Below are 24,627 nucleotides of genomic sequence, written 5' to 3' on the forward strand. Positions count from 1 at the left end.
ACCGATTGCAGGGCTCGGCGGTAGTGAAGGGGCGTCAACCGAATCCACCCCGTCATGTTGTTCCCGAATTCCACCCTGGCTCGCGGCGTGGCCGCCCTGGCCCTGGGCGCCTCCACCACGCTGGTGGTCCAGGCCGCCGATATGAAGCAGCACAGGGGCACCTTCATCAAGGCCGAAGCGCCGGTGAGCGGCAGTTTCGTGATCAAGAAGGAGGGCGGCAAGCAGCTGCTGATGCTCAGCCGCGACTTCAAGACCAGCGACACCGCTCCCGATCTGAAGCTGGCCTTCAGCCCTTCAGCCACCCCGCTGGCGATGAGCAAGCCGCCCAAGTTCTCCATCAAGCCCGGCAGCTACACGGTGCTGGCGCCCCTGAAATCCAGCAAGGGTGGCCAGACCTACGTGATCCCCGCCTCGGTCGACCTCAGCAAGCAGAAGTCGGTGCTGATCTGGTGCGAGAAGTTCAACGCCACCATGGCCTGGGCGCCGATCCAGGGCGCCTCGGCCATGGACAAGGACTCGATGAGGAAGAAGTGATCCTGACCGGCCATGATCGCCGGCATGGACGCAGCCCGGGGCCGGCTCAGCCACCTCACCGCCGGCGGTGAGGTGCACATGGTGGAGGTGGGCAACCGCCCCGCCACCGACCGCCGCGCCGTGGCGGAAGGGTTCCTGACCATGGAGGCGTCGGTGCTGGCGCTGGTGCTCGAGGGGCGCGCCCCCAAGGGGGATGTGCTGGCGGTGGCGCGGGTGGCGGCGATCCAGGGGGCCAAGCGAACCTGGGAGCTGATCCCCCTCTGCCATCCGATCGCCCTCACCGGCCTGGAGGTGCGCATCGAGCCCAGCGCCGATGGCCGCGGCCTTCGCCTCGAAGCAGCAGCCCGCACCACCGGCCCCACCGGGGTGGAGATGGAAGCCCTCACCGCCGTGCAGGTGGGCCTGCTCACCCTCTACGACATGGTGAAATCCGCCGATCCGGCCATGACCATCGGCCCGGTGCGGCTGCTGAGCAAGACGGGGGGACGCCATGGCACCTGGCACCATCCGGGAGCCGTGCCCTCCTGAGCCGAGAGCCCCGATGAGCAGCAGCACTGCATCGCCAGAGCCCTACCCCCGCGAAGGCCTGCCCCTGGAGGAGGCCCGCCGCCAGCTGCTCGCCTCCCTGGTGCCCCTGGCCGGCAGCGACATGCTGCCGCTGCAGCAGGCCCTGGGGCGGGTGAGTGCCCGGCCGGTGCTCGCCGCGGAGGCGGTGCCGGGCTTTCGGGCCTCGATCATGGATGGCTATGCGCTGGCCGCAGCGAGTGTCCCGCAGGTGGGACACTCGTGGTCCCTGCTGGGCCGCTCGGCGCCGGGCGCCCCCTATCCCCGGCCCCTGGCGGAGGGTGAAGCGATCCGCATCCTCACCGGTGCCCCACTGCCGGAGGGGGCCACCCGGGTGCTGCCCCAGGAGCTGGTGGAAGCCGATGGCGAGCGCCTCAGCTTGATTCGCGAGGCGGGGCCCAACCCCTGGATCCGCGCCGCCGACGAGGAGGCCGCCGCCGGCCAGGAGCTGCTGGGCGCCGGGGTGCGCCTCGGTCCCGCCGACCTGGGACGACTGGCCAGCTGCGGGGTGGCGGAGCTGGCGCTGCGGCCGAGGCCACGCCTGGGGCTGCTGATCACCGGCGATGAACTGGTGCCTGCGGGCAGCGCCCGCGGGCCCGGGCAGATCTGGGAGAGCAACGGCACGCTGCTGGTGGCGCTGCTGGAGCGGCTGGGGGTGGCGGTGGCCGAGCGGCGGCTGGTGGCCGATCAGCCTGCCGCCCTGCGGGCGGCGCTGCTGGAGCTGGCGGCCGGCTGCGACGTGGTGGTGAGCACCGGCGGTGTGTCGGCGGGCGACAGCGACTGGATCCGGCCGCTGCTGGCGGAGCTGGGATCGGTGGCCTTCTGGAAGCTGTTTCTCAAGCCCGGGCGGCCCTTCGCCTTCGGGGAGCTGCTGGGCACGCCGTTCTTCGGGCTGCCGGGCAATCCGGTGGCGGCGGCGATCACGGCCCTGCAGCTGCTGGTGCCGGCCCTGCAGCGGCTGGAGGGGGCGCCGGTGGAGCCCCTGCCGCGCCTGAAGGTGCGCCTGGCCGCCGATCTGAAGCGGGGCGCCGGCCGCCCTGAGCTGGCCCGCGCCCGCCTGCAGGTGGGACCCGAGGGGGAGCTGCTGGCGCGGGTGGAGGGCAGCCAGACCTCCTCCCGCATCGGGTCGCTCCAGGGCGCCGACCTGCTGCTGGAGATTCCGGCGGAGCTGGGCACGCTGGCGGCCGGTTCCGAGTTGTGGGCGCAATTGCTGCGCCTGCCGATCTTCTGAAGGCCGCTGCTGGGCATGTCCTGCTGGCTCAGAACGCCGTGTTGCCCTCCACCCAGGTGCCCAGGCCGCCGCTCCACTCCCGTTTCCAGAAGGGGGCCTCGTGCTTGAGCGCTTCAAGCAGCTCCTGGCCGCCGCGCTGGGCCGGGCCGCGCCGGTCGGCGGCCACCGCCACCAGCACGATCGCTTCCCCAGGCAGCACCCGCCCCACCCGGTGATCCACTCGCACCGCCAACAGGCCGTGGCGGCTGGTGATGGTGGCGGCGATCCGCTCGATCTGGGCCTCGGTCATGCCGGGGTAGTGCTCCAGCTCCAGGGCTTCGAGCGGTGCGCCGCTGGCGGTGCGGCCGCGCACACGGCCGATGAAATGGGCTTCCGCTGCGGGCGCTTCAGCTCCCGCGGCGGTCAGGCCCTGCTGCCATTCGGCCAGGGCGGCGAGGGGATCGAAGCGAGCGGGATGGAGGTGCAACACCCGCTCAGCCGCCGCTGATCGGGGGCAGGAAGGCCACCTCATCGCCGGGCTGGAGCTGCTGATCGTCGGTGGCGAAGGCCTGGTTCACCGCCACGCGCACCTGGGGCGGAATGGTCTCGCCCAGAGCCAGCTGCCGCCAGAGATGCGCCGGTGTGGGCAGGGGGGATCCGGCCGGGATGGGCACCTGTTGCTCCCCCCAGCCGGCCCGCTCCCGCAGCCCGGCGAACAGCCGCACGCGGATCACGGCCTGGTCGCCACCAGCACCCGGTGGCGGTGGTCGGAGGCCACCCGGCGGATCGCGCTGAAACCGGCCTCGGCCAGGGCGGCGGGCAGATCGAGACGGAAGTAGTCCTCGAGGTAGGGCTCGGTGGCCTTGAGCAGGGTGGCCAGGGCCGGGGGCATGGCGCGGATCGCCTCCGCTTCCGGATCCTGGTCCACCAGGGCCAGCACACCCTGGGGCCGCAGCAGACGCGCCGCTTCGCCGAGCACGGCGCGGGTGGCGTCGCCCGGCAGTTCATGGCAGAGGAACTGGGCGGTGATCAGATCGAAGCTCCCCGCCGGCAGGCCCGTGGCTTCGGCGGCGCCGTGGTGCCAGGCCGTGATGCGGCCGCCGGTGTCGCGCACCCGCGCCACCGCCAGCATCTGGGGGGAGAGGTCGAGGCCGCGCACGCGCACGCCGCGGTGGCCGTGCTGCTCCAGCCAGTCGGCCAGGGCCAGGGTGCCCACTCCCACGGAACAGCCGATGTCGAGGACGTCGTGCACCGGGCCCCTGAGGCTGGGTTCGATCGCGGCAAAGATGCCGTCGCGCATGCGTTGCTGGGCGGCTGTGGGGCTGAGTTGCTTCTCCTCTTTCCACACCCGCAGGGCCACCGAATCGGTGGCCTGCTCCGCCTCACAGGCCGCGTCCCAGCAGAGGTTCCCCTCGGCATAGGCGTGAAAGCGGGCCCGGTAATAGGGCGGGGCCACCACGGCCGCCTCGGTGCTGGCACTCAGCAGTGGCTCCGCTTGCTGGCGCAGCTGTTCGCGCCGCTGACGCCAGGGGATGCCCCTGGTTTCGGCGGTGCGGATCATCATCCGCCGGGCCTGCAGGAACAGCAGCTGGCGTAAGGGCTCCACCGCCAGCGCCGCGGCGATCAGCCGGCCCAGGGGTGTGCGCGCGTCCACCCAGGGGGGTGGCGGCGGCGAGCCGATCACCGGGCCGGCGTGGATGGCACTGGAGTTCATCGGGGCGCTGGGATCGCGGCGAGGCTGCCATCCTGACGTCCCAAGTTCAGGCCTTGGGCTGCGTTTGCTCGATCACCCAGCGCTTGTAAGCGGGATCGGGATCCTGCAGGGGTGTGGCCGTGATCGCGGGAATGTCGTAGGGATGAGCCTCACGAATCACCTCCATCAGTGCCTGCCGGCGCTGTCGGGTGCTTTTGAAGGTGATCCGGATCTCCTGCTCCTCCACAAGCTCCCCCTTCCAGATGTAGAGGCTTTCGATCGGCTCCAGCTGGGCACAGGCCGCCAGCCCGGCCCTGATCACCTGCCGCGCCAGCCGCCTGGCGTCGTCGTGGTGGGCCACCGTGGTGTGCACGGCGAGCAGGACTTCCTCGTCGGCTGTCATGGCGGCTCAGTACCAGCTGCGATACCACTGCTCCATCTGGCTGATCTCCTCGCTCTGCACCCGCACCATCGACTCCTGCAGCGCACGCAGCTCCAGGTGCTGGGAATTGATCTGGACCATCGAGGCCATCATCGCGCCCATTCGGCCCGGACTGGCCCGGCCACCCCAGCCCTGGCTGTGAGCTGGTTGCATCGCCACCGGTGGTGTCAGCGCTCTGTGAGCAACAAGACCCAAGGTCTCGAACGAGGCTACGACTTGAGGCAGGGGCTTGACCCTCCACTGGGCTGGAGCCCATAGGTTGAAGACATCGCTCTTTGCGATGGACCAGCCCTTGATCCCAGGCCACCGATGAGCTCGCCATCTGCCGGCCCCTCCTGCTGCCATGCCGATGACCTGGCCGGATCGGCGTCGGGGATGGAGCGGGAGCTGGCCCATGAACTCACCCTTCTGCGCCGCAAGCTGACCGTGGCGTCTGTGCTCACCGCTCTGGTGATGCTCTCCAGCCTGCCGCACATGCTCGGCGTCCATGCCCTGCCGTTTCTGCCCGGCTGGTTCACCAGCCCCTGGACCCAGCTGGTGCTCTCCGCACCGGTGTTGCTCTGGTGCGGTCGGGAGTTCTTCACGGGCGCCTGGGCTGCCTTTCGCCAGCACAGCGCCGACATGAACACCCTGGTGGCGGCCGGCACAGGCATCGCCTGGCTCACCTCGCTGGTGGCCACCCTTGCCCCGCAGCTGCTCACCAACGAGGGGCTGCCGGCCGACGTGTACTACGAAACGGCTGTGGTGATCCTCACCCTGGTGCTGCTGGGCAGCCTGATGGAGGCCCGCGCCCGCGGCCAGACCTCGGAGGCGATCCGGCGGTTGCTGCAGTTGCAGCCGCCCACGGCCCGGGTGCTGCGCGACGGGGCCGTGCAGGAGATCCCGGTGGCCCTTGTGGTGGTGGGCGATCTGGTGCAGGTACGCCCCGGCGAGAAGCTGCCCGTGGATGGGGTGGTGGAGGAAGGCAACTCCTGGGTGGAGGAGTCGATGCTCACCGGCGAGCCGACCCCGGTGGAGAAGGGGCCCGGCGACGCCGTGATCGGCGCCTCGATGAACCGCAGCGGCAGTTTCAGCTTCCGTGTCAGCCGGGTGGGCACAGGCACGGTGCTGGCCCAGATCGTGGAGCTGGTGCGCCAGGCCCAGAGCTCGCGCACCCGGGTGCAGCGTCTGGCCGATCAGGTGGTGGGCTGGTTCGTGCCGGCGGTGATCGCCCTGGCCATCGCCGCTTTCGTGGTCTGGTTCCTGGTCAGCGGCAACCCGGTGCTGGCGATGCTGTTTCTGGTCAGCGTGCTGGTGATCGCCTGCCCCTGCGCTCTTGGCCTGGCGACGCCCACCTCGATCATGGTGGCCTCGGGCAAGGGCGCGGAGAACGGGCTGATCTTCCGCAGCGCCGAGGCCCTGGAAACCGCCGGCGGTCTGCGCACCATCGTGCTCGACAAGACCGGCACCCTCACCCGCGGGCAGCCGGCGGTGACCGATTTCGAGTGCCTGCCCGCTGGCCGGCTGCCGGCCCAGGCCCTGCTGGCCGCCGTGGCGGCCCTTGAGGAGCGTTCGGAGCATCCGCTGGCCGAGGCGATCGTGGCCTTCAGCCGCCCCCAGCTCCAGGATCCGCAGCTGCCCGCCGTGGAGGGCTTCGAGGCGGTGGCGGGCCGGGGCGTCAAAGGCCGCACCGGCGGAATGAACGTGCTGGTGGGCACCCCCCGCTGGCTCAGCGAGCTTGGCCTCGAGATCACGGCACTCGAGCCCCTGGCTGCACGGCTGGAGGGATCGGCCTGCAGCGTGGCGGCGGTGGCTGTGGACGGGCGGATCGAAGCCTGCTTCGGCATCGCCGATCCGCTCAAGCCCAGCGCGGTTGCCGCCGTGGCCGCCCTGAGGCGTCTGGGCATTGAGGTGGTGATGCTCAGCGGTGACGCCCGCCGCACCGCTGAGGTGGTGGCCTCCCAGGTGGGGATCGAGCGGGTGATCGCGGAGGTGCGCCCCGCCGACAAGGCTGCCGTGATCCGCCGGCTGCAGGAGCAGGGGGAGGGCCCGGTGGCGATGGTGGGCGATGGCATCAACGACGCGCCGGCCCTGGCGGCGGCCGATGTGGGCCTGGCGATGGGCACCGGCACCGATGTGGCGATCGCCGCCAGCGACATCACCCTGATCTCCGGCAACCTGGCCGGCGTGCCGGCGGCGATCGAACTCAGCCGCCACACCATGGCCAACATCCGCCAGAACCTGGTGTTTGCCTTCGCCTACAACGTGGCGGGGCTGCCCATCGCCGCCGGGTTGCTGTTCCCGCTCACCGGCTGGCTGCTGAGCCCGATGATCGCCGGCGGCGCCATGGCCTTCAGTTCCGTGTCGGTGGTGAGCAATGCCCTGAGGCTGCGCCGCTTCCGGCCCACTCCCCTTGCCGCCAGCTGATGACCAGCTTCGTTGCCGCTGCCGCAGCCCTGACCAGCGGCGAACCGCTCTGGCGCACGATCGAGCAGCCCCTGGTGCTCCGGCTTGCGGTGACCGCCGCCGGCCTGGCGCTGATCGCCGCCGAACTCTGGTGGTTTCTCGCCCGCCATGGCGAGGCCGTGGCCGCCAGGGAAGGGGAGCGTGGCCTGCAGGAGATCACGATCACCGTTGATGGCGGCTACTCCCCAGCCCGGGTCAGGCTGATCGCCGGCCGCCCGGTGCGCCTCACCTTTCACCGCCTCGATCCCAGCGGCTGCGTGGCCAAGGTGATCGTTCCCGACTTCCGGCGCAGCCTCGATCTACCCCTGAACGCGCGCACCAGCCTGGAGTTGCCGGCGATGGAGCCCGGGGAGTATCCCTTCCACTGCGGCATGGCGATGGTTCGGGGGGTTCTGGAGGTGGTGTGAGCCTGGCGAGCTCACTGGCCGGGTGTGATGGCCTCGGCAGCTCCCTTGATCCCCTCCTTGATGGCCTCAGCGGGCGCCTGGATCATCTTGAGCTGGGTGTCGGACCAGATGCTCACGGCCCAGACCGCGGCGCCTCCCAGGATGATGGCGGCCACGATCAGACCAATGGCGGTGCCGTTGCCTCCCTGGCTGACGACAATGGGAGTGGCCTGATCGCGCGGTGATGAGTTGTCCATGATTCGATGTGGCTCTGTCGTTGCTGCTTCACCAGTGTGCCCGCGGCAGGTTCCGATGACCATGGCCGGGGACTTGATCGGCTTTGGATCAGGAGGGTCGAGAGTGCAGCTGGCTCAACCGAAAGCAGCGGGTTGTTGATCAGCATCCCCTCCAAAGGGAGGATTGGCCACCAACCTTATTCGCGTAAGTCTGCTTGTAGTCTGTGAAGACAGGGTGATTGGGAATAGTGATCAGTGTCCCGGCCTCAGTTTTTGACCTGGGCTGATTTTATTGGCTCTTCAGATGCCCCAGTGGCTTGAGCCCTTGTTGTCGCTGATCTTCAGGATCACCTTCACGAATGAAGCGAGCGTCAGCCAGGCGGGCCTTGCCGGGACCGGGATCAGGGGCTCCAGCTGCGGATCAGATCGGTGATCACCGCCTGATCCTCGAACACCTCGGCCACATCGGTGATCGCGCTCACCGGGCCGGCGTCGTTCACGAACAACGCGAAGGCCAGATCCCTGCCGCTGCGGCTGCGCAGGTAGCCCGCCAGCACCTGGGCCCTGAGGCCGCTGGAATCGATCGTGGTGCCCGTCTTGGCCATCACCTTGCCGCGGGCGGCCAGGTCCCGTCCGGTTTCCGCCAGGGATCCATCCACGCCCAGCACAGGCAGCGCTGCACGGAACACGGCGGCCTGGGGGCTGCGTTGCATGATCCCCAGCCACTGCACCACCGCCCGAGCCGTGGCCTGGCTGTCGGGGCTGCCGCTGCCGTTGGTGGGAAACCGGAAGCTCTGGGGGCTCAGACCCTGCCTGATCAGGTCGCGGCGTTCGGCGGCCAGCGCCCCCTCGACGCGGCGCTCCCCCTCGCTCAGCCCCACCTGGGTGAGGCTGAGGTTGGCCCCCAGGTTGAGGCTCACCTTCAGGATCAACCGGGCCAGTTCGCCGTAGGGTGCCGAGCGCCAGGAAGCCACCGTCTGCTCCGCTTCCCCTGGGTCGGCTCGCTCGAGAAGGGCACGATTGTTCGGGGCCTCCAGGGGGGCCTGCACGTCCACGCCGGCCCGGGCGAGGGCTTCGCGGAAGGCGATCCGGGCATAGGAGGCGGGATCCTCGATTCGGAACGTGCGCACCGCCACCGGGCTGCCGGAGAGGGGAGCCCGGTAGTCGAGGGGGATCGTGCCGCTGATGGTGCCCGTGCAGGGTTCCCGCCAGCGGCAGTCGATCCGCCCCTCACCGGAGAGCTCGAGAACGGCCTCCTCCCCCGCCGCCACGGTGCGAACGCTGGACTTCAGCTGGAACGCGGCGCTGCGGGGCCGCCAGTCGACCCGGGCCGGTTCCCCCACGGCTGTGGGTGTCACCGACACGTCGACCATGTTCTCGTTCACCAGAATCGGTGTGATCAGCAGATTGCCGTTGGGGACCCGGTAGGCCGGAAACAGCCGATCGTCGACCACCACATCACCCTCCACCTGGCTGATCCCCGCCTGCCGCACCTGGCGCGCGAGGGCGTCGAGTGCCTGCAGCGGATCCTGCGGCGTCAGCAGGGCTGTGCCGAGGTTGTTGGCATCGTTGTGATCGAAGGCTGTGAAGGCCACGCCGCCATCGGCCGGTTGCCGGCCCCCGAAGGTGAGGTCGCCTCCGGATACCAGCACCAGATCGCCCGCCAGGCGACCCCCTTGCCGTGGGCCCCGCCGGAGCACGGTCGTCTCGACCCGGTGCTCGGCCCCCAGGGTCTGCAGGGCCCGGCCCACCGAGAACAGCTTGCGGACCGATCCGGTGAAGGCCAGTTGATCGGGGTTGAGAGCCATCAGTGTGCGGCCGCTGGAGAGATCGCTCACCAGCAGGCTCCAGCTCGCCCCCGCGTAACGCGGCTTGTTCATCACCGCCGCCACCGCCGCAGGAGGGGCCGCCTCCGCCAGGGCTTTCTCCGCCAGGGCCGGCGCGGCGGAGCCGGAGGGCACGAGCGCCAGGGCGAACAGTGCCGCCCTCACAGGCAGGGCCCCCATCAGAAGGCCTCCTGAAAGGCCGCCGCGATCGCGGCGAGATCGCGGTCTGCGGTTTCGAAGCTGCTCAGCAGGGTGGCGGGGCTGGTGGGCACGTTGTTGAGATAGAGGGCGTAGATCAGCCGCCGGCCGCTGGCGGCCACGATGTAGCCCACCTGGGTCTTGGCAGGAATCGACATCTGGCCGCTGGCGCTGCCCATCACCCTGGAGCCGTCCTTGAGCCGGATCCGGCCGGCGGCCGGGGTGCCCACCTGGTTCACCGCCTGGGTGCCATCCACCCCCATCACCGGCAGCCCCTGCCGCAGGGCCTCGCCCCAGGGTTCCTGCAGCAGGCGGCGCAGCAGGCTGGTCTGATCGATCGGGGAGGTGCGGCTGCTGTCGATGGAGCCAGCCCCGTCCTCCACCAGGGTGCTGGCGGGCGACACCCCCAGGGCGCTGATGATCTCCAGCTCCCGCGCCAGGCCATCGGGGCAGTCGCGGCTGCCGGCCTTCACCGCCACCAGGCAGACCATCAGATCGGCGCCGCGGTTGTAGCTGATCTTCAGGATCACCTTCACGAATTCAGAGAGCGGCGGCGAGACGTGCTCCGCCAGCTTCGGGGCACCGGCATAGGCTCCGGTGCCGGCCGGCAGGATCGCCGCCGGGTTCACCCCTGTGGCCGGGGCGTCCACCGCCACCCCGGCGCGCTCGAGGGCTTCGATCAGGGCAGTGCGCGCGAAATCAGCGGGTCGGCGGATCTCGGCGGTGCTGATCTGCGGCGGGGCCTCGGCGGCGATCTGGCCGCTGATTCGCACCCGCCCCCCATCGAGCGGCTCCACCTGCAACGGCTCGGTGGCCGTGCCCGCCGCCACCGTCGTCACCTGCGACACCACGCTCAGCGCAGCGGTGCGCGGCCGCCAGTCCACCAAGGCCGGTTCACCGGGGCGGCCGGGACGGGTGGTGATGTCGAGCAGGTTCTCGTTCACCCAGATCGGCGCGATCAGGCCATCGGGCCAGCCCGCATAGGTGTTGAACAGGCGATCGTCGATGGCCACATCACCCCGCACCCTGCGGATGCCGGCGGAGCGCACCTGGCTCGCCAGCTGGTCGAGGGCCCTGAGAGGATCGCTGTCGGGAAGCAGGGCCACGCCTGGAAATCCGGTGCTGGCGTAGTTGTGATCGATCTGGGGCAGGCTGTTGAACCCGAGGCTGCTGTCGGGCCGCTCGCGCAGGCCGAAGCTGAAATCACCGGAGCCCACCAGCACCAGGTGGCCGTCGAGCTCGCCGTTGCGCACCGTGCCCAGCTGGTGGATCGGGGTGCGGAAGCGGTGGTCGGCTCCGTACTCCTTCAGCACGGCGGCGGTGCTGTAGGTCTTCATGATCGAGCCCGGCACGACCATCTGGGCGCTGTTGCGCTCCAGCAGCACCGCGCCGCTGCTCTCCTCCACCCCCCGCCACCCCCAGGTGCTGTGGCGGTACATCTCCTTGCCGGTCACCGCCTCCAGGCGTCGCGCCAGAGCGGCAGGCAGGGCTGGCGCGGGCCCAACTTCCGCCGACAGTGCCGGGAAGGTCAGGCTTCCGATCGCTGCGGCGGCCGCCGCGCTGGTGGCCACCATGACGTTGGAGAGGAGCGACATCGAGGCAACACCAGGGACCTGAGCACACCATCCTCAGCCCTTCAGCCGTGCTTTCGCCTGAGGCTCTCGTAGGCCACACAGAAGGGTTCCCCCAGGGCCTCGCGCAGCACCGTGTCGGCGGCGAAGGCGGCCAGGGCCTCCTCGAGGCTGGCGGGCAGCTCGGTCGCGGTGCCGGGAGCCGGCGGGTCGGTGTAGAGGTTGGCGTCATTGCGGGGGCCGGCCTCGAGCTGCCGGTCGAGGCCGTCGAGGCCGGCGGCCAGCACCGCCGCCGGCAGCAGGTAGGGGTTGGCGGCACTGTCGGGCAGGCGCAGCTCCAGGCGCTGGTCGTCGGGGAGGCGCACCATGTGGCTGCGGTTGTTGCCGCCGTAGCTGATCCAGCCCGGTGACCAGGTGGCGCCGGAGTTGGTGGTCTGGCCTCCGAGCCGCGCGTAGCTCTCGGCGGTGGGATTGGTGATCGCACAGAGAGCCGGAGCGTGCTCCAGCAGGCCCCCCAGAAAGTGATAGGCCAGCGGCGAGAGGCCCAGCTCGCCGCGGGGGTCGTGGAAGAGGTTGCGGCCCGAGGCGTCCCAGAGGGAATGGTGCAGGTGGGCGCCGCTGCCGGTGAGCTGGGGGAAGGGCTTGGGAGCGAAGCTCACCCGAGCGCCCAGGGGTTCGGCCATCGCCTGGGCCATCACCCGGAACAGGGCGTGGCGGTCGGCGGTCACCAGCGCATCGGCGAAGGTCCAGTTGATCTCGAACTGGCCGTTGGCATCCTCGTGATCGGCCTGGTACGGACCCCAGCCCAGCTCCTCCATCGCCTCCAGCAGGCCGCCGATCAGCTCGAACTGGCGCATCAGCGCCAGCTGGTCGTAGCAGGGCTTGCTCTGGGTGTCGTGGGTATCGGCGATCGCTGTGCCGCCGGGCTGCAGCAGAAAGAACTCCGCCTCCACCCCCGTGCGGAAGCTGTAGCCCAGCTGGGCCACCCTCTCGAGCTGGCGGCGCAGCACCCAGCGCGGCGACTGCTCCAGCGGCCGGCCCTCCACCTGCAGATCGGTGGCCACCCAGGCCACGCTGCGCTGCCAGGGAAGCACAGCCAGGCTGGCGGGATCGGGCAGGCCGAGCACGTCGGGATCGGCCGGAGTCATCGCCAGCCAGGCGGCGAAGCCCGCAAAGCCGGCGCCATCGCGGGCCAGCTGGTTGGCGGCGCTGGCGGGCACCAGCTTGGCCCGTTGCACCCCGAACAGATCCGAGAAGGAGAAGAGGAAATGGCGGAGGCCGTGGTCGGCGGCGTAGCGGGCCAGGTCGGTCATGGGCTCAGCGGGGTACGGGCGGAACGGCGGGGCTTGGTCGGCCTGATGCAGGGGGGAGGATCAATCCATCAGCAGGCTCTCCACGGCGGAGCGGATCCGGGCCTGCTCGGACGGCGCGTCGCGGGGATTGCCGGCCCGGTGCCCCAGCACCGACTCCAGCCGCTCGAAGCGGGCGCCGGGAATGCAGGCGGCTTCAGCGGCGCAGTCGTCGGGAGGGAAGTAGAGGTCGTGGGAGCCGGCGATCACCATGGTGCGGGCCGTGATCCGCCCCAGGGCGGCGGCCAGCTCCAGGGGCGTGCCATCCCCCCGGGCCGCCCCCACGGCGGCGCCGAGATCGTTGGCCAGCCAGGTGTCGAGCATCGCCAGCAGATCACGGGGCTCATGGCGGCGGTAGGCGGGCAGCCAGCTGCGCTCCACGTAGTCGTCCACGCTGCAGTAGCCCAGCGCCGCGTGCCGGCCCTGCCGGTAGTAGGGCTGGCTGGCGGCCCAGCTGGCGTAGATCAGGGCGAAGGTGCGCAGGCCCTGCTCGGGGGTTGCGCTGAAGCGCCGCCCATCCCAGGCGGGATCGGCGGTGAGGGCCTGGCGCAGGCTGAGCAGGAACAGGCGGTTGTGGGGCGTGGTGCGGGCCGTGCCGCAGAGGCAGCAGATCCGCTCCACCGCCCCTGGCTCCAGGGCTGCCCAGTGGTAGGCCTGCTGGGCCCCCATCGACCAGCCGTAGATCAGGGCGAGGCGCTCCACGCCGAACACCTCCCGGATCAGGCGTTGCTGGGCGGCCACGTTGTCGCCGTGGCTGATCACCCACCCCTCCTCCGCCAGGCCCATGGGGCTGTTGCTGGGGCTGCTGGAGCGACCGTTGCCGAACTGGCTCACCAGCAGCACACAGAAACGCGCTGGATCGAGGATCGGCCCCACCACCCAGTCGATGTCCTCGGGCCAGGCGCCGTAGGAACTGGGGTAAAGCACCAGGTTGGAGCGTGCGGCGTTGAGCTCGCCGAACACCCGGTAAGCCAGTTGTGCCTGCGGCAGCAGGCGACCGCAGGCCAGCGGCAGATCCCCCAGCGTGAATGTTTCGTCCCGTCCGGTCGGAGACGCGGCCGCGTTCATGCTGTCGGCAGCGCCAGCTGAGCGGGATCGGCCAGGAAGCGGCGGTGCAGGGCCAGGTAGCCGGGGGCCTCGTGCACCAGCCGGGGTCCGATCCAGCCGTGGGCCGCCGGCAGGGCATGGAAGGGAATCGAGGCGAACAGGTGGTGCTCGGTGTGAAACGCCATGTTCCACATCAGCCAGCGCAGCGGCACCAGGGTGAGGGTGGTGCGGGTGTTGCGCAGCGCGTCGCTGGCGGTGCTGCAACCGCCGTGCTCCGCCAGCAGCACGAAACGGAGCAGGGGCTGGCCCACTGCCAGCGGCAGCAGCCAGAACCAGAACAGAGCGCCGTTCCAGCCCGGCAGGGAGAGGGCCACCAGCACGGCGTAGACGGCCAGCTGGCGGCGCAGGGAGGCGCACACGGCCGGGGCCGCTTCGGGGGGGATGTAGGGGCGACCCGCGAAATCCCCGACCAGACCGCGGGCATGGCCGCGCAGCTTGTCGATCCACCAGGGCAGGCCGCTCAGCGACAGCAGGTAGGCCCTCCGCGTGTCGGGCGGCGCCGACTCCAGCTCCGGATCCAGCCCGAGCTGCTGGGTGTGGCGGTGGTGCCACTGGTGGTAACGGCGGTAGAAGTCAGCGTTGTAGAAACTGAGCACCCCGGCCCACCAGGCCACGGTGTCGTTGACGCGGCGACTGGCGAAGGCGGTGCGGTGGCCGCATTCGTGCATGGCGCAGAAGGCGAAGGCCAGGCCCCAGCCGAGCAGCAGCAGGGCCGCCAGCCGCAGCGCCCAGGGCAGGGCGGCATGGCCCCAGACCAGTCCGGCCCCCAGGATCAGCCCGCCGTGGCCGGCCAGCTGCCGCCAGGCAGGGCCATCGCGGCGGCCGTTGAGCTGGCGCAGCACTTCTGCGGGAATCAGCCCGCCGGTGCCACGGCTGTCTCTCCCATGGGCCAGATCGAGGCCCGGGCCAGTCGCCGTCATGAGCCCAGCAGCGCCGTGCACTCCAGAGCCTCCTGGCTGCCATCGCGCCGCATCTGGCGTCGCTGGATCACCTGCGCCAGATGATCGGCATCCCCGCCGACGCCGCAGAAGCGGCCCGACCCCCAGGTGTGCAGCCAGGGCAGACCGATGAAATAGAGACCAGGCGCCTGGGTGACGCCCCGCTGGTGGACCGGCTCGCCGCCGCCATCGAAGACCGGCACCTCCACCCAGCTGAAATCTGCGCGGTAGCCGGTGCACCAGATCACCGCCGCCAGGGGTTCCTCGGCCAGCTCCAGCCTGGAGCCGCTCCCGTCCGGTGGGGGGCTCCAGCAGGGTTCGTAAGGCGGATCGATCGGCGCCTCCAGTCCCTGATCCGCGATCCAGGCGTCGATGCTGCCGCGGATGCGCCGGTAGACGGCATCGGCGGCCTCGAGGTTGGCGGCCAGGTTGGCGGCAAAACTCAGACCCGTGGGGCTGATGCCCTCCAGACGGCCGTGCAGCACCATGCCCTCGCGGGCACGCTGGCGCAGGTCGATCTCACGGCCGCCGTCGCGGCCCGTGAGGTAGTGGTTGGTCTTGTGGCGCACGGCGCGGGGATCCTCGTGGGCATCGATCGGGGTGTCGTAGACCCCCATCCGCTCCAGCCACTCGACCACGTCGCGGCCGCGGTAGCGGCGGGGCGAACGTGGCGCCGAGCCCACGCTCAGATGCACCCGGCGGCCGGCCAGGGCGAGGTCTTCAGCGATCTGGCAGCCCGACTGGCCACTGCCGACCACCAGCACCGGGCCCACCGGCAACTGGTCGGGGCGGCGGTAGTCCCGGGCATCGAGCTGGAGCACCGTGGCGGGCAGCCGCTCGGCCAGCGGATGGCGCCGAGGGCGGTGGTAGGCGCCGGTGGCGATCACCACCTGCTCAGCTTCGATCACCCCGGCGCTGGTGAGCAGGCGGTAGCCGTCCCCGCTGCTCTGCAGCCGTTCGACGCTCACCCCCTCCCGCACCGGCACCGCCGCCCGCTCGGCGAAACGTTGCAGATAGGCCACGATCGCCTCGCGGCCCATGAACCCGTGGGGGTCGTCACCGTCGTAGGGGAAGCCGGGAAGGCGGCACTGCCAGTTGGGGGTGACCAGGCAGAAGGAGTCCCAGCGCTGGTGCTGCCAGGCGTGGGCGATCCGGTGACGCTCCAGCACCAGGGGCTCGATGCGCCGTTGCCGCAGACAGCTGGCCAGGGACAGTCCCGCCTGGCCGCCTCCGATCACCACCACCGCAGGGGTCAGGGTCATGGGGCGAGCAGGCTTTTGCCCATCGTTGACCCGCGACACGGGCTGCGGTGGTAGCAAGCAAGACCGAAGCGAAAGCCAGGTTGAAGCTGATTCAGTGCCGGAAGATACGCAACTTCACACTTTGTTCGGGCATGGTCGTGCTCTTCCCACCTCCGGAGGTTGCTGCTTCATGCCCCAGGTCACCCGCCCCGCCAATCAACCGGGGGACTTCCTCGTCGACTACGAGGAGAAAGTGTTCCCCGACGTGAAGGCCGAGCCGGGTGAGAAGGCGCTCGTCACCTTCCACACCGTGGCTTTCGAGGGCTCCATCGGTCTGGTGAACCTGCTGCAGGCCAGTCGCCTGATCAACAAGGGTTTCGAGACCTCGATCCTGCTCTACGGCCCCGGCGTCACGCTCGGTCTGCAGCGGGGCTTCCCGAAGCTGGGGGATGCCGCCTTCGACGGCCACCTCAATTTCGGCGCCCGCATCCAGAAGTTCATGGACCAGGGCGGCAAGGTGTACGCCTGTCGCTTCGCCCTGCAGGCCCTCTACGGCCACGGGGAGGGTGCCCTGATCCCGGGCATCACTCCGGTGAACCCTCTCGATGTCCTCGACATCGTGCTGCTGCACCGCAAGGAAGGTGCCTTCATCCTCGACACCTGGACGCTCTGAGCATGGACGGCCCGATCGTCGTGGCCGCCGCCCAGATCCGTCCGGTGCTTCACAGCCTGGACGGGTCCGTGGAGCGGGTGCTGGCGGCGATGGCCGAGGCCGCCGCCCAGGGGGTGCAACTGGTCGTTTTTCCGGAAACCTTCCTTCCCTACTACCCCTATTTCTCCTTCGTGGAGCCTCCGGCCCTGATGGGCCGTTCTCACCTGAAGCTCTATGAGCAGGCGGTGACGGTCCCAGGCCCGAGCCTCACCCGCATCGCGGCGGCCGCCCGCGAACACAGCCTGCACGTTCTGCTGGGCATCAACGAACGCGACGGCGGCAGCCTCTACAACGCCCAGCTGCTGATCGACGCCAGCGGCGAGCTGGTGCTGAAGCGCCGCAAGATCACCCCCACCTTCCACGAGCGGATGGTGTGGGGCCAGGGCGACGGTGCCGGACTCACGGTGGTGCCCACGGCCCTGGGGCGCATCGGTGCCCTGGCCTGCTGGGAGCACTACAACCCCCTGGCCCGCTTCAGCCTGATGACCCAGGGCGAGGAGATCCACTGCGCCCAGTTCCCCGGCTCACTGGTGGGGCCGATCTTCAGTGAGCAGACGGCTGTCACCCTGCGGCACCACGCGCTGGAGGCCGGCTGCTTCGTGGTGAGTGCCACCGCCTGGCTCGATCCCGCCGATGTGGAGCGGATCAGCAGCGATCCTGCCCTGCAGAAGGCCTGCCAGGGGGGGTGTCACACCGCCGTGATCAGCCCGGAAGGCCGCTACCTGGCCGGACCTCTGCCGGAGGGCGAAGGCCTGGCGATCGCCGAACTCGACCCGGCCCTGATCACCAAACGCAAACGGATGATGGACAGCGTGGGCCACTACAGCCGCCCCGACCTGCTTGCTCTGCGCCTCGATCGCAGCCCGGCCCGCCAGGTGGAGGACAGCGGCGCCACCGCCCCCAGCCCTGCGGCTCCGCAGGTGCTGACCGCAGCGCCCCCCGACCACCTGCCGCTGACGCCCAGCAGCCCTGCCCCGGAGCCCGTTCCCCATGGCTGAATCCAACGATCCCTCCGCCCTCGGCCGTCTGGTCACCGACCTGCAGGTGCAGGGGGTGGTCGAGCCAGCTTTGGAGGGCAACACCGGCCGTCGTGGCGGCGCCGGTCCCTCCGACCATCGCGCCCTCACCTTCGGTGACACCACGGTGATGGTTCCCGTGTACAGCCACGCCGCCCAGCGCTCCCCCTACCGGCTCAGCGCGCCGGCGGATACCCCCGCTGCCAGTGCCCGCACGCTGGCCTCCGGCAGCAACCTCCAGTTGGCGACGGTAGAAACCCCGGCGCAGCCGCGTTTCTACGGCCTCCACACCGCCGATGGCACCCCCTACCGCGCCATCGCTCTGCTGCATGGCCGCGACGTGCTGGCCACCACCCTGCTGCAGACCTGCATCCGCTTCCGCGACCGCAGCCAGTCGTGCCAGTTCTGTGCCATCGAGCAATCCCTCGAGGACGGTCGCACCGTGGTGCGCAAGACCCCCGCCCAGGTGGCGGAGGTGGCCGAGGCGGCGGTGCGGCTCGATGGCGTGCGCCAGCTGGTGATGACCACCGGCACCCCCAACAGCGACGACCGGGGCGCCCGTCTGCTGGCGGAAACCGCCGCCGCGGTGAAGGCCCGGGTGAACCTGCCGATCCAGGCGCAATGCGAGCCGCCGGAAGATCCGATCTGGTTCCAGCATCTGAAGGACGCCGGCGTCGACAGCCTGGGCATGCACCTGGAGGTGGTGGAGCCCGAGGTGCGCCGGCGCATCCTTCCGGGCAAGGCGGAGCTCAGCCTGGAGCGTTACTTCCAGGCGTTCGAGCAGGCGGTGGCGGTGTTCGGCCGCGGCGAGGTGTCCACCTACCTGCTGGCGGGTCTGGGAGACAGCGCCGCGGCGATCGTCGCCTGCTGCGAACGGTTGATCGCCGCAGGCGTGTATCCGTTTGTGGTGCCGTTCGTGCCGATCAGCGGCACGCCGCTGGAGCACCATCCGGCTCCCGAGACCGACTTCATGGTGGAGATCTACACGGCGGTGAGCCAGCTGCTGGCCGCCTCGGATCTCAGCGCGGCGGCGATGTCGGCTGGCTGCGCCAAGTGCGGCGCCTGCTCCGCCCTGTCGCTGTTCGAGCAGGCGGCCACGGAATCAGTTGCCGCGCCAGTCCCCGGGCCGACCCCCTGATCCTCTGATGTTCTTCATCGATCCCTCCAGCCACGACATCGGCCGCAGCCCCACGTCGGCGCCGGCTGCCTTCACCCCCTCGGTGCGCTGGGGTCTCGGCATCGATGCCGAGGATTTCCGCCTCTCCCCCTCAGCCTGCTCCGAGCGCTTCTCCTTCCATCTGCTGCGCCCGGGCACCCCACTGCTGGCCCAGTACTGGGAGTTGCGCAGCCGCATCTTCTGTCAGGAGCAGCACCTGTTCGAAAGCTCCGACCGCGACGAGCACGACGCCAGCGCCACTGCGATCGCGGCGATCGCCCACGGCGCCAACCGCTCCGGCAGCAGTCCGGTGGTGGGGGTGGTGCGGATCCTCGAGCAGAAGCCGCGCCTCTGGTATGGCGGCCGCCTCGGGGTGGATGCCGCCTTCCGCCGCCACAACCAGATCGGCAAGGGGCTGATCTGGAAGGCGGTCACCACCGCCAACGGCTGGGGCTGCGACCGCTTCCTGGCCACCGTGCAGCTGCAGAACGTGCGCTTCTTCCAGCGCCTGCACTGGAGCTCGGTGGACACCGTGGAGATCAAGGGGCTGCCCCACCACCTGATGGAGGCCGACCTCAGCTACTACGTCCCGTCGCGGGAACGCCGCCCGGTGGCATGAGCGCCATCAACGGTGTGCCTGCCAACGGTTCCATCGAGCTGGCGCCATTGGTGGCACGGTTGCGGCAACTGGGCGGGATTCAGGGCAAGAACGCCATCCAGCGGCCCGCCGCCCACTTCCCCCACCAGCCCTTCGCTGACCTCGGACCCGCCGCCGCCCTCGGCGATGACGCCGCCCTCCTGCCGGCCAGCAGCGGCCAGCTGCTGCTGGCCAGCGAGGGCATGGACCCCGATCTGATCGAGCGTGATCCCTGGTTTGCGGGATGGTGCGGCGTGCTGGTGAATCTCAGTGACATCGCCGCGATGGGCGGCCGGCCCCTGGCGCTGGTGAACAGCCTCTGGTGCCGCGAGGCTGATCGGGCCGAACCGGTGCTGGCGGGCCTGCAGGCGGCAGCGGCGCGCTTCGGGGTGCCGGTGGTGGGGGGGCACACCAACCTCAGCAGCCCCTACGACGCGCTGGCGGTGGCGGTGCTGGGCACGGCAGACGGGCCGGTCCTCTCGGCCCGCTTCGCCCGGCCCGGTGATGCCTGCGTCCTGCTGGTGAACACGTCCGGTCGCATGCGCCACCCCGACCCCTTCTGGGATGCGGCCACGGAAGCGGATCCCGCCCTGCTGCGCCGTCAGCTGGCGTTGCTGCCTCAGCTGGCGGAAAGCGGCGCCGCCCGTGCCGCCAAGGACATCAGCATGGGTGGCCTGGTGGGCACCGCCGTGATGTTCTGCGAGAGCTCCGGCTGCGGCCTGCTGCTGGATCTCGAGGCGATCACTCCGCCGGGCGGGGTGACGCTGGAGGCCTGGCTGAGCTGTTTCCCCAGCTTCGGATTTCTGCTGGCGGTGGCGCCGGGGCACGGTGAGGCGCTGGCCCGGGCCGTTGCCGCGAGCGACACCGGCCCCGCGACGACCCTGCTCTGCCAGCCGATCGGACGGTTCACAGCCGAGCCTGGCGTGCGCCTGCAGGCCGGTGGCATTGCGGAGATTCTCTGGCATGGCAGCGAGGCGCTCACTGGTTTCACTGCCCTGGCGCCGCCCCTGGGAGGCTGATCTCAAGCCACTGCGGCGGTCCTGGGTCTTCGCCAGCGATCGGCAGGATCTTCAGGTCGCTGTGGAGGCATGGCTGATCACCCGCTGCGGAAATGGGATCTCGATGCCTCCGGCGGCAAAGGCTTTCCAGACCGCCTGGCTCACGGCGCTCTGAATGGCCAGGTTGCTGAGGGGATCTTCGATCCAATACCGCAGGGAATAGTTGATCGAAGAATCGCCATACCCCATCAGGAAGGCCTTTGGGCTGGGCTCCGGCAAGACCCCGCTGGTGCTGCGGGCCACCTCCTCGAGCAGGGCGATCACCTGGGAGGGATCATGGCGGTAGGCGGCTCCGATCTGCACCTCGCTGCGGCGCAGCCGGTCGCTGCCGGTGTAGGTGGTGGTGGTGTCGGTGAAGAAGGTCTGGTTGGGAATCACCAGTTCGGCATTGTCGCGGTTGCGCCACAGCACGGCCGCCCGCAGGCCCAGGCTGCGCACCTCGCAGGGATCGCCATCGATGAACAGCACTGATCCCGGTCGCACCGATCCCTCGAACAACAGCCACAGGCCGCTGATGAAGTTCGAGAACACCTCTTTGATCCCGAAACCGATGCCCACCGACAGCCCGCCGGCAATCGCCGCGATGGCGCTGGTGTTGAGCCCCACCTTGTGCATCAGCCACAGCACCCCGATGCCGATCAGCAGATAGCGCATCACCAGGGTGGCGGCGTCGCGGGTGCCTTGGGAGAAGTGAAACAGCCGCTGCAGCAGGTGCCCCAGCCACACCATCGGGAAGGCCGAGACCACCAGCAGGAAGTAGGGGACGATCAGCAGCAGGGCAAGCCCCCCGCTGGTGAGTGGGGTGCCGAACAGGGAAAACAGGGGAATCTCGGCCACATCGCCCACATCACCCAGCTGGTTCACCAGCGCCACCAGCACCACCAGTCCGAACAGGGGCTGCACCAACCGGGAGTACAGCAGCTGGATCTGCTTGGCGGGAAAGCGCGTCAGCAGCAGCAGCCGCGCCAAGGCCAGCAGCACCCACATCCCCCACACCTGGCTGTAGAAGTGCACCAGACCACCCGGAAGCCCCAGGCGCTCGATCAGCAGACCATTGAGGCGCAACACCAGCCACAGGCCCACCGAACCCAGGGCCATCAGGCGATACCTCTGTTTCTTCAGCCGTGGCACCACCAGCAAGACGTAGAGCAGCACCAGAGCGGTGCTGCTGAGGAACTGCAGCAGCACCGCTGGGCGGCTGAGGAACCCCAGCCAGCCGCCCATCTCGTAGAGGAGCTGATTCATGGGGCGGGGGCCAGCAGGCGAGCCAGCGCCTCGGGGGGGAGCACTTCCCCCTGCACCACGTTCTTCAGCATCGATTCAAGCTGCGAGCCACGGGCCATCGCCGCGTCGGGATCGCGGAAATCGAGCATGAGGGAGTGATCGAGGCTGAAGGTGAGCGTGCGCAGCAGGGCCGAGCTGCGGGTGGGGATCAGGACATCGGGATTCACCGGCAGATTGCCGGGCGCCGTGTGCATCAGCTGCTTCTGATTCACCTGATTGAGGGAGAAGGCCACGAAGCGCTCGGCCGCCTGCCGCTGCCGCCCGCTCGAGTGACGGCCGAAGCTCCACACCAGCAGCCGGCTGATCGGTTCTGCCGGCGCGTCGGGTCCCCCGGGGAGCACCGACACCCCCAGGTTCTCGCCCAGCTTTTGGCGCAGAGCATCGATCCAGAGGCTGCTGCAGCTGATCCAGTCGCGCTCCCCTTGCTGCAGTTGCCTCACCAGATCCAAAGGGTCATCGGAGAAGGACACGTTCTTCTGCAGGCTGGAGTCGTACACCCAGGTGATCCAGCGCTTGAGCGCCCTGCGCTCGGTTGTTGACAAGGTGGCGGCCTTCCCGGCCGGTGACTGATTCAGCAGCTGCAGCACGGCATCGCCGGCCCCCTGGGGCGTGGTGGTCCAGAACAGCTCGCTCACCCTCAGAGGCAGGCCCACCCGCAGGCCCTTGGCGCTGAGGGCCAGCAGCTCCTTGACGGTGCCAGGCGGTTCCGCCAGACGTCGCCGGTCGTAGCAGGCCACCTGCGGCTGGGCCAGGACGGGGACAGCAAACACCTGTGAACCCTTCCGGAAGTTGTTCACGAAGCGGGGCGGCTGGGACCGGGAGAGGGAGAGGTCCTTCAGGGCCACGGTGCTGATCAGCCCATCCTGTTGCAACTGCAGGGCGGTGATGACGTCGCTCACAATCAGATCAGGGCCCAGGCCACGGCTGTCACGGAAGCGGGTGTCGGCCATGACCTCCCCCATGGGGAGGTGGCGGACATGCACATCCACGCCGGGATTGAGGGCACGGAACTGGTTGACCAGAGGCCGGCTGATCCTGCTTTTCTCCCAGAGCTCCGTGAGACTTTCGGAGTTGATGTCGGTTTCGATGGAGATGTAGAGGGTGTCGGGGGCGAGCCTGCTGCCACAGCCGCCCGTCGCCAGCAGCACCGCCAGTGCGGCCAGCAGTTGCACGCCCTTCATTGGCCTCTGGAGATGAGCGTCTCGCTCACCTCCCACAGGCGCCGACGCTGGGCCGGATCAAGGGCGGCTGGGGCGAGGCGCACCTGGGTGGGCCAGCCGCGCATTCCCCCCCACTGATCGGGCCCGTAGTGTTCGCCGCCCTTCGCTTCGGGCGCCGTGGCGGCGAACAGCTGGGGCAGAGCGCCCATGGCGGCACTTTGGAAAAGGGGGTCCATCAACCGGTAGGCGAAGGACTCCAGCTTCGAGCCGTTGGCGGCCACCGAGGCCGGCTGCAGGTTGGTGCGGGCCAGCCCGGGATGGGCCGCCAGGGAGATGGCGGTGCTTCCCGCGGCCGTCAGCCGCTGCTGCAGCTCAAGGGCGAACATCACGTTGGCCAGCTTGCTCTGGCTGTAGGCCTTCCAACGGTCATAGCGCCGTTCACCCATCAGGTCATCGAAGGCGATGCGGCCGAAATACTGGGCGCCGGAGGTGACCGTGACCACCCGGGATCCTGGCCGTTGATCCAGCAGGGGCAGCAGGGCGGTGGTGAGGGCGAAATGGCCCAGGTGGTTGGTGCCGAACTGCAGCTCGAACCCGTCGCGGGTCTGTGTTCGCGGTGTGCCCATCACCCCGGCGTTGTTGAGCAGCAGGTCGAGCCGGCCGTACTGGTCGGCCATCCAGCGGGCGGCGGCGCACACGCTGGCCAGATCGGCCAGGTCGAGTTCGAGCACCTCAAGGCCCGCGGCGGCCGTCGGCAGCAGCTCGGTGCGCGCCTCACCCCCCTTCTGGCGTGAGCGGCAGGCCAGCACCACCGTGGCGCCGTGGGCCGAGAGGGCCCTGGCCGACTCCAGGCCCAGGCCGCTGTTGGCCCCCGTGATCAGGGCGATCCGCCCGCTCTGGTCGGGAATGTCGGAGGTGGTCCAGGTCATCGGGGGCAACATCCGCTCAGGTTGCCCATCGTGTCGCGCGCGTTTCCATCAGCGTGGGCCCCACCCGGAGGGAGCCTGGGTCCTGCCGGGCCGCTGCCATCCCGGCCCCGGCCTGCCGGCCGTCGTCTTCGCTCCACTGCCCGCAGCGGATCAGCTCACCGCCGTAGATGGTCACGAAACGCTCCAGCCAGCGCGCTCAAGGCTGGCCATGGCCGCAGCCCCGAAGCGACCCACTGCCTCGCCATGGGGATGCAAGCCAAAGCTGCTCCAGTGGATGTACTCGTGGATCACCAGCCGGGCTCCGGGGGACAGGGAGGCGGCGAGGCGATCGAGCAGCGGTTCCACCTCGGGCAGGAACATCAGCACCCAGCGGCACCAGACCAGATCGAAAGGTTCCCTGGGCAACGGGTCGTGGCTGAGGTCGAGGCGGCGCACCTCCAGCTGGTTCAGCCCCCGGCCCAGGGCGCGGGCCGACCTGGCCCGCCGCGCCTCCGGCAGCCAGAGCTCATGCTGAAGCCGCAGCCGCTCCAGTTCCAGCGGTTCGGTGCCGAGCAGATAGGTGTCGCCGGTCACCGAGGCGGGTCACTCCTCGCTGGGGAAGAGCAGCTCGGCCAGCTCGTCGGGATCCACGTCGTAGACCCGCGCCAGGGAGGTCTCGATCGCCGAGGTCACCTCACCGGGCAGAAAGCGCATGGCGTTGAGGGCGTCCTCGGTGATGTCGTCGTTGAGCAGTTTCTCTTCACCGCCGAGCTTCTCGTCGTTGATCACCGCCATCACCCAGCTCTGGTAGGCGTAGACCAGATCAGAGAACTCGAGCTCCGGGTCGTTCAGATCCAGGGCCATGGGCGTGTCCTGTGCAGGCCCATGCAGTCTGCCCCCAAGGGTGGACCTGGCGCCGTTCTGGCCTGACCCCGCCGAATCCTGTGCTGAACTCC

The 24,627-nt window shown here is 69.8% G+C and carries 27 protein-coding genes; 10 read left to right on the plus strand and 17 right to left on the minus strand.

Annotated features, from left to right (window positions below):
- Window positions 1-54: 54 nt before the first annotated feature.
- Genes FPZ61_RS06440 through glp form a run of 3 tightly spaced genes read left to right on the plus strand, consistent with a single transcriptional unit; the run spans window position 55 to window position 2,329 of the window.
- Window positions 55-534, plus strand: a complete 480-nt coding sequence (locus tag FPZ61_RS06440) for a DM13 domain-containing protein (RefSeq protein ID WP_185464824.1) — start codon at window positions 55-57, stop codon at window positions 532-534.
- A 24-nt stretch (window positions 535-558) separates the two neighbouring features.
- Entirely contained in the window at window positions 559-1,062 is a 504-nt protein-coding gene (moaC, locus tag FPZ61_RS06445; RefSeq protein WP_255441426.1) for a cyclic pyranopterin monophosphate synthase MoaC, read from the plus strand.
- Window positions 1,063-1,075: 13 nt separating this feature from the next.
- Window positions 1,076-2,329, plus strand: a complete 1,254-nt coding sequence (gene glp / locus FPZ61_RS06450) for a gephyrin-like molybdotransferase Glp (protein WP_185464826.1) — start codon at window positions 1,076-1,078, stop codon at window positions 2,327-2,329.
- Between the two features lie 28 nt (window positions 2,330-2,357).
- Here glp and FPZ61_RS06455 read toward each other — a convergent pair whose 3' ends face one another.
- From FPZ61_RS06455 to FPZ61_RS06475, 5 genes are read right to left on the minus strand one after another with little or no spacing between them, the layout of a single operon-like run.
- Window positions 2,358-2,840, minus strand: coding sequence for a molybdenum cofactor biosynthesis protein MoaE (locus FPZ61_RS06455; protein ID WP_185464827.1), 483 nt, complete (start codon window positions 2,838-2,840; stop codon window positions 2,358-2,360).
- Entirely contained in the window at window positions 2,803-3,042 is a 240-nt protein-coding gene (locus tag FPZ61_RS06460) for a MoaD/ThiS family protein (protein ID WP_185464828.1), read from the minus strand. Before FPZ61_RS06460 ends, FPZ61_RS06455 begins: the two co-directional genes overlap by 38 nt.
- Complete coding sequence (locus tag FPZ61_RS06465; protein ID WP_185464829.1) at window positions 3,039-4,022, minus strand: class I SAM-dependent methyltransferase; 984 nt, start codon at window positions 4,020-4,022, stop codon at window positions 3,039-3,041. Before FPZ61_RS06465 ends, FPZ61_RS06460 begins: the two co-directional genes overlap by 4 nt.
- Window positions 4,023-4,068: 46 nt before the next feature.
- Complete coding sequence (cutA, locus tag FPZ61_RS06470; RefSeq protein WP_185464830.1) at window positions 4,069-4,404, minus strand: divalent-cation tolerance protein CutA; 336 nt, start codon at window positions 4,402-4,404, stop codon at window positions 4,069-4,071.
- Between the two features lie 6 nt (window positions 4,405-4,410).
- On the minus strand, window positions 4,411-4,596 hold the full coding sequence (locus FPZ61_RS06475; RefSeq protein WP_185464831.1) for a DUF305 domain-containing protein: 186 nt from the start codon (window positions 4,594-4,596) through the stop codon (window positions 4,411-4,413).
- A 156-nt stretch (window positions 4,597-4,752) separates the two neighbouring features.
- On the opposite strand from FPZ61_RS06475, the gene FPZ61_RS06480 reads away from it, so the two are divergent.
- A complete protein-coding gene (locus FPZ61_RS06480; protein ID WP_185464832.1) occupies window positions 4,753-6,849 on the plus strand; it encodes a copper-translocating P-type ATPase in 2,097 nt (698 codons plus the stop codon).
- Entirely contained in the window at window positions 6,849-7,295 is a 447-nt protein-coding gene (locus FPZ61_RS06485; protein WP_185464833.1) for a cupredoxin domain-containing protein, read from the plus strand. Before FPZ61_RS06480 ends, FPZ61_RS06485 begins: the two co-directional genes overlap by 1 nt.
- Before the next feature lie 11 nt (window positions 7,296-7,306).
- Here the strand turns inward: FPZ61_RS06485 and FPZ61_RS06490 are convergent, their stop codons facing one another.
- The 7 genes from FPZ61_RS06490 to FPZ61_RS06520 all read right to left on the minus strand — a co-directional run bounded on the left by FPZ61_RS06490 (window position 7,307) and on the right by FPZ61_RS06520 (window position 15,761).
- Window positions 7,307-7,531, minus strand: coding sequence for a hypothetical protein (locus FPZ61_RS06490; RefSeq protein WP_185464834.1), 225 nt, complete (start codon window positions 7,529-7,531; stop codon window positions 7,307-7,309).
- A 380-nt stretch (window positions 7,532-7,911) separates the two neighbouring features.
- Window positions 7,912-9,516, minus strand: a complete 1,605-nt coding sequence (gene dacB, locus FPZ61_RS06495; protein WP_185464835.1) for a D-alanyl-D-alanine carboxypeptidase/D-alanyl-D-alanine-endopeptidase — start codon at window positions 9,514-9,516, stop codon at window positions 7,912-7,914.
- Complete coding sequence (dacB, locus tag FPZ61_RS06500; protein ID WP_185474780.1) at window positions 9,516-11,129, minus strand: D-alanyl-D-alanine carboxypeptidase/D-alanyl-D-alanine-endopeptidase; 1,614 nt, start codon at window positions 11,127-11,129, stop codon at window positions 9,516-9,518. The genes dacB (FPZ61_RS06495) and dacB (FPZ61_RS06500) overlap by 1 nt, the downstream gene beginning before the upstream one ends.
- 41 nt (window positions 11,130-11,170) lie before the next feature.
- Window positions 11,171-12,418, minus strand: coding sequence for a type III glutamate--ammonia ligase (gene glnT, locus FPZ61_RS06505; RefSeq protein WP_185464837.1), 1,248 nt, complete (start codon window positions 12,416-12,418; stop codon window positions 11,171-11,173).
- Between the two features lie 60 nt (window positions 12,419-12,478).
- Entirely contained in the window at window positions 12,479-13,522 is a 1,044-nt protein-coding gene (locus FPZ61_RS06510) for an alpha/beta fold hydrolase (RefSeq protein WP_185474781.1), read from the minus strand.
- A complete protein-coding gene (locus FPZ61_RS06515; protein ID WP_185464839.1) occupies window positions 13,519-14,481 on the minus strand; it encodes a fatty acid desaturase in 963 nt (320 codons plus the stop codon). The genes FPZ61_RS06510 and FPZ61_RS06515 overlap by 4 nt, the downstream gene beginning before the upstream one ends.
- Entirely contained in the window at window positions 14,478-15,761 is a 1,284-nt protein-coding gene (locus tag FPZ61_RS06520; protein WP_185464840.1) for an MSMEG_0569 family flavin-dependent oxidoreductase, read from the minus strand. Before FPZ61_RS06520 ends, FPZ61_RS06515 begins: the two co-directional genes overlap by 4 nt.
- A gap of 169 nt (window positions 15,762-15,930) precedes the next feature.
- Between FPZ61_RS06520 and FPZ61_RS06525 the strand changes: the two genes are divergently transcribed.
- The 5 genes from FPZ61_RS06525 to FPZ61_RS06545 are packed head-to-tail and all read left to right on the plus strand — an operon-like array spanning window position 15,931 to window position 20,280.
- Complete coding sequence (locus tag FPZ61_RS06525) at window positions 15,931-16,413, plus strand: MSMEG_0572/Sll0783 family nitrogen starvation response protein (RefSeq protein WP_185464841.1); 483 nt, start codon at window positions 15,931-15,933, stop codon at window positions 16,411-16,413.
- A 2-nt stretch (window positions 16,414-16,415) separates the two neighbouring features.
- Window positions 16,416-17,450 (plus strand): Nit6803 family nitrilase, encoded by a 1,035-nt coding sequence (locus FPZ61_RS06530; RefSeq protein WP_185464842.1) that lies wholly within the window; start codon window positions 16,416-16,418, stop codon window positions 17,448-17,450.
- The gene (locus FPZ61_RS06535; RefSeq protein WP_185464843.1) at window positions 17,443-18,606 is read left to right on the plus strand and encodes an MSMEG_0568 family radical SAM protein; all 1,164 of its coding nucleotides are present in this window, start codon (window positions 17,443-17,445) and stop codon (window positions 18,604-18,606) included. The genes FPZ61_RS06530 and FPZ61_RS06535 overlap by 8 nt, the downstream gene beginning before the upstream one ends.
- A gap of 7 nt (window positions 18,607-18,613) precedes the next feature.
- Window positions 18,614-19,243 carry an MSMEG_0567/Sll0786 family nitrogen starvation N-acetyltransferase gene (locus FPZ61_RS06540; protein ID WP_185464844.1) on the plus strand — a complete coding sequence of 210 codons (630 nt, stop codon included), beginning with the start codon at window positions 18,614-18,616 and terminating at the stop codon, window positions 19,241-19,243.
- Complete coding sequence (locus tag FPZ61_RS06545) at window positions 19,240-20,280, plus strand: sll0787 family AIR synthase-like protein (protein ID WP_185464845.1); 1,041 nt, start codon at window positions 19,240-19,242, stop codon at window positions 20,278-20,280. Before FPZ61_RS06540 ends, FPZ61_RS06545 begins: the two co-directional genes overlap by 4 nt.
- Before the next feature lie 51 nt (window positions 20,281-20,331).
- On the opposite strand, the gene FPZ61_RS06550 is transcribed toward FPZ61_RS06545, so the two are convergent.
- The 5 genes from FPZ61_RS06550 to FPZ61_RS06570 form a co-directional block, all read right to left on the minus strand.
- The gene (locus FPZ61_RS06550; protein WP_185464846.1) at window positions 20,332-21,564 is read right to left on the minus strand and encodes a mechanosensitive ion channel family protein; all 1,233 of its coding nucleotides are present in this window, start codon (window positions 21,562-21,564) and stop codon (window positions 20,332-20,334) included.
- Window positions 21,561-22,775 carry an extracellular solute-binding protein gene (locus FPZ61_RS06555; RefSeq protein WP_185464847.1) on the minus strand — a complete coding sequence of 405 codons (1,215 nt, stop codon included), beginning with the start codon at window positions 22,773-22,775 and terminating at the stop codon, window positions 21,561-21,563. The genes FPZ61_RS06550 and FPZ61_RS06555 overlap by 4 nt, the downstream gene beginning before the upstream one ends.
- Before the next feature lie 5 nt (window positions 22,776-22,780).
- Complete coding sequence (locus tag FPZ61_RS06560) at window positions 22,781-23,692, minus strand: oxidoreductase (protein ID WP_185464848.1); 912 nt, start codon at window positions 23,690-23,692, stop codon at window positions 22,781-22,783.
- A gap of 171 nt (window positions 23,693-23,863) precedes the next feature.
- Window positions 23,864-24,265 carry a trans-aconitate 2-methyltransferase gene (locus tag FPZ61_RS15495; protein ID WP_370593345.1) on the minus strand — a complete coding sequence of 134 codons (402 nt, stop codon included), beginning with the start codon at window positions 24,263-24,265 and terminating at the stop codon, window positions 23,864-23,866.
- Window positions 24,266-24,274: 9 nt separating this feature from the next.
- Entirely contained in the window at window positions 24,275-24,535 is a 261-nt protein-coding gene (locus FPZ61_RS06570; protein ID WP_185464849.1) for a hypothetical protein, read from the minus strand.
- Window positions 24,536-24,627 lie beyond the last annotated feature (92 nt).

The sequence above is a fragment of the Synechococcus sp. BSA11S genome, from assembly GCF_014224355.1.
GTDB lineage: Bacteria > Cyanobacteriota > Cyanobacteriia > PCC-6307 > Cyanobiaceae > Regnicoccus_A.

Coding starts and splice junctions, on each gene's coding strand:
- FPZ61_RS06440 (WP_185464824.1), top strand. CDS start 55: ATGTTGTTCCCGAATTCCACCCTGGCTCGCGGCGTGGCCGCCCTGGCC.
- moaC (WP_255441426.1), top strand. CDS start 559: ATGGACGCAGCCCGGGGCCGGCTCAGCCACCTCACCGCCGGCGGTGAG.
- glp (WP_185464826.1), top strand. CDS start 1,076: ATGAGCAGCAGCACTGCATCGCCAGAGCCCTACCCCCGCGAAGGCCTG.
- FPZ61_RS06455 (WP_185464827.1), bottom strand. CDS start 2,840: ATGAGGTGGCCTTCCTGCCCCCGATCAGCGGCGGCTGAGCGGGTGTTG.
- FPZ61_RS06465 (WP_185464829.1), bottom strand. CDS start 4,022: ATGAACTCCAGTGCCATCCACGCCGGCCCGGTGATCGGCTCGCCGCCG.
- cutA (WP_185464830.1), bottom strand. CDS start 4,404: ATGACAGCCGACGAGGAAGTCCTGCTCGCCGTGCACACCACGGTGGCC.
- FPZ61_RS06475 (WP_185464831.1), bottom strand. CDS start 4,596: ATGCAACCAGCTCACAGCCAGGGCTGGGGTGGCCGGGCCAGTCCGGGC.
- FPZ61_RS06480 (WP_185464832.1), top strand. CDS start 4,753: ATGAGCTCGCCATCTGCCGGCCCCTCCTGCTGCCATGCCGATGACCTG.
- FPZ61_RS06485 (WP_185464833.1), top strand. CDS start 6,849: ATGACCAGCTTCGTTGCCGCTGCCGCAGCCCTGACCAGCGGCGAACCG.
- FPZ61_RS06490 (WP_185464834.1), bottom strand. CDS start 7,531: ATGGACAACTCATCACCGCGCGATCAGGCCACTCCCATTGTCGTCAGC.
- dacB (WP_185464835.1), bottom strand. CDS start 9,516: ATGGGGGCCCTGCCTGTGAGGGCGGCACTGTTCGCCCTGGCGCTCGTG.
- dacB (WP_185474780.1), bottom strand. CDS start 11,129: ATGTCGCTCCTCTCCAACGTCATGGTGGCCACCAGCGCGGCGGCCGCC.
- glnT (WP_185464837.1), bottom strand. CDS start 12,418: ATGACCGACCTGGCCCGCTACGCCGCCGACCACGGCCTCCGCCATTTC.
- FPZ61_RS06510 (WP_185474781.1), bottom strand. CDS start 13,522: ATGAACGCGGCCGCGTCTCCGACCGGACGGGACGAAACATTCACGCTG.
- FPZ61_RS06515 (WP_185464839.1), bottom strand. CDS start 14,481: ATGACGGCGACTGGCCCGGGCCTCGATCTGGCCCATGGGAGAGACAGC.
- FPZ61_RS06520 (WP_185464840.1), bottom strand. CDS start 15,761: ATGACCCTGACCCCTGCGGTGGTGGTGATCGGAGGCGGCCAGGCGGGA.
- FPZ61_RS06525 (WP_185464841.1), top strand. CDS start 15,931: ATGCCCCAGGTCACCCGCCCCGCCAATCAACCGGGGGACTTCCTCGTC.
- FPZ61_RS06530 (WP_185464842.1), top strand. CDS start 16,416: ATGGACGGCCCGATCGTCGTGGCCGCCGCCCAGATCCGTCCGGTGCTT.
- FPZ61_RS06535 (WP_185464843.1), top strand. CDS start 17,443: ATGGCTGAATCCAACGATCCCTCCGCCCTCGGCCGTCTGGTCACCGAC.
- FPZ61_RS06540 (WP_185464844.1), top strand. CDS start 18,614: ATGTTCTTCATCGATCCCTCCAGCCACGACATCGGCCGCAGCCCCACG.
- FPZ61_RS06545 (WP_185464845.1), top strand. CDS start 19,240: ATGAGCGCCATCAACGGTGTGCCTGCCAACGGTTCCATCGAGCTGGCG.
- FPZ61_RS06550 (WP_185464846.1), bottom strand. CDS start 21,564: ATGAATCAGCTCCTCTACGAGATGGGCGGCTGGCTGGGGTTCCTCAGC.
- FPZ61_RS06560 (WP_185464848.1), bottom strand. CDS start 23,692: ATGACCTGGACCACCTCCGACATTCCCGACCAGAGCGGGCGGATCGCC.
- FPZ61_RS06570 (WP_185464849.1), bottom strand. CDS start 24,535: ATGGCCCTGGATCTGAACGACCCGGAGCTCGAGTTCTCTGATCTGGTC.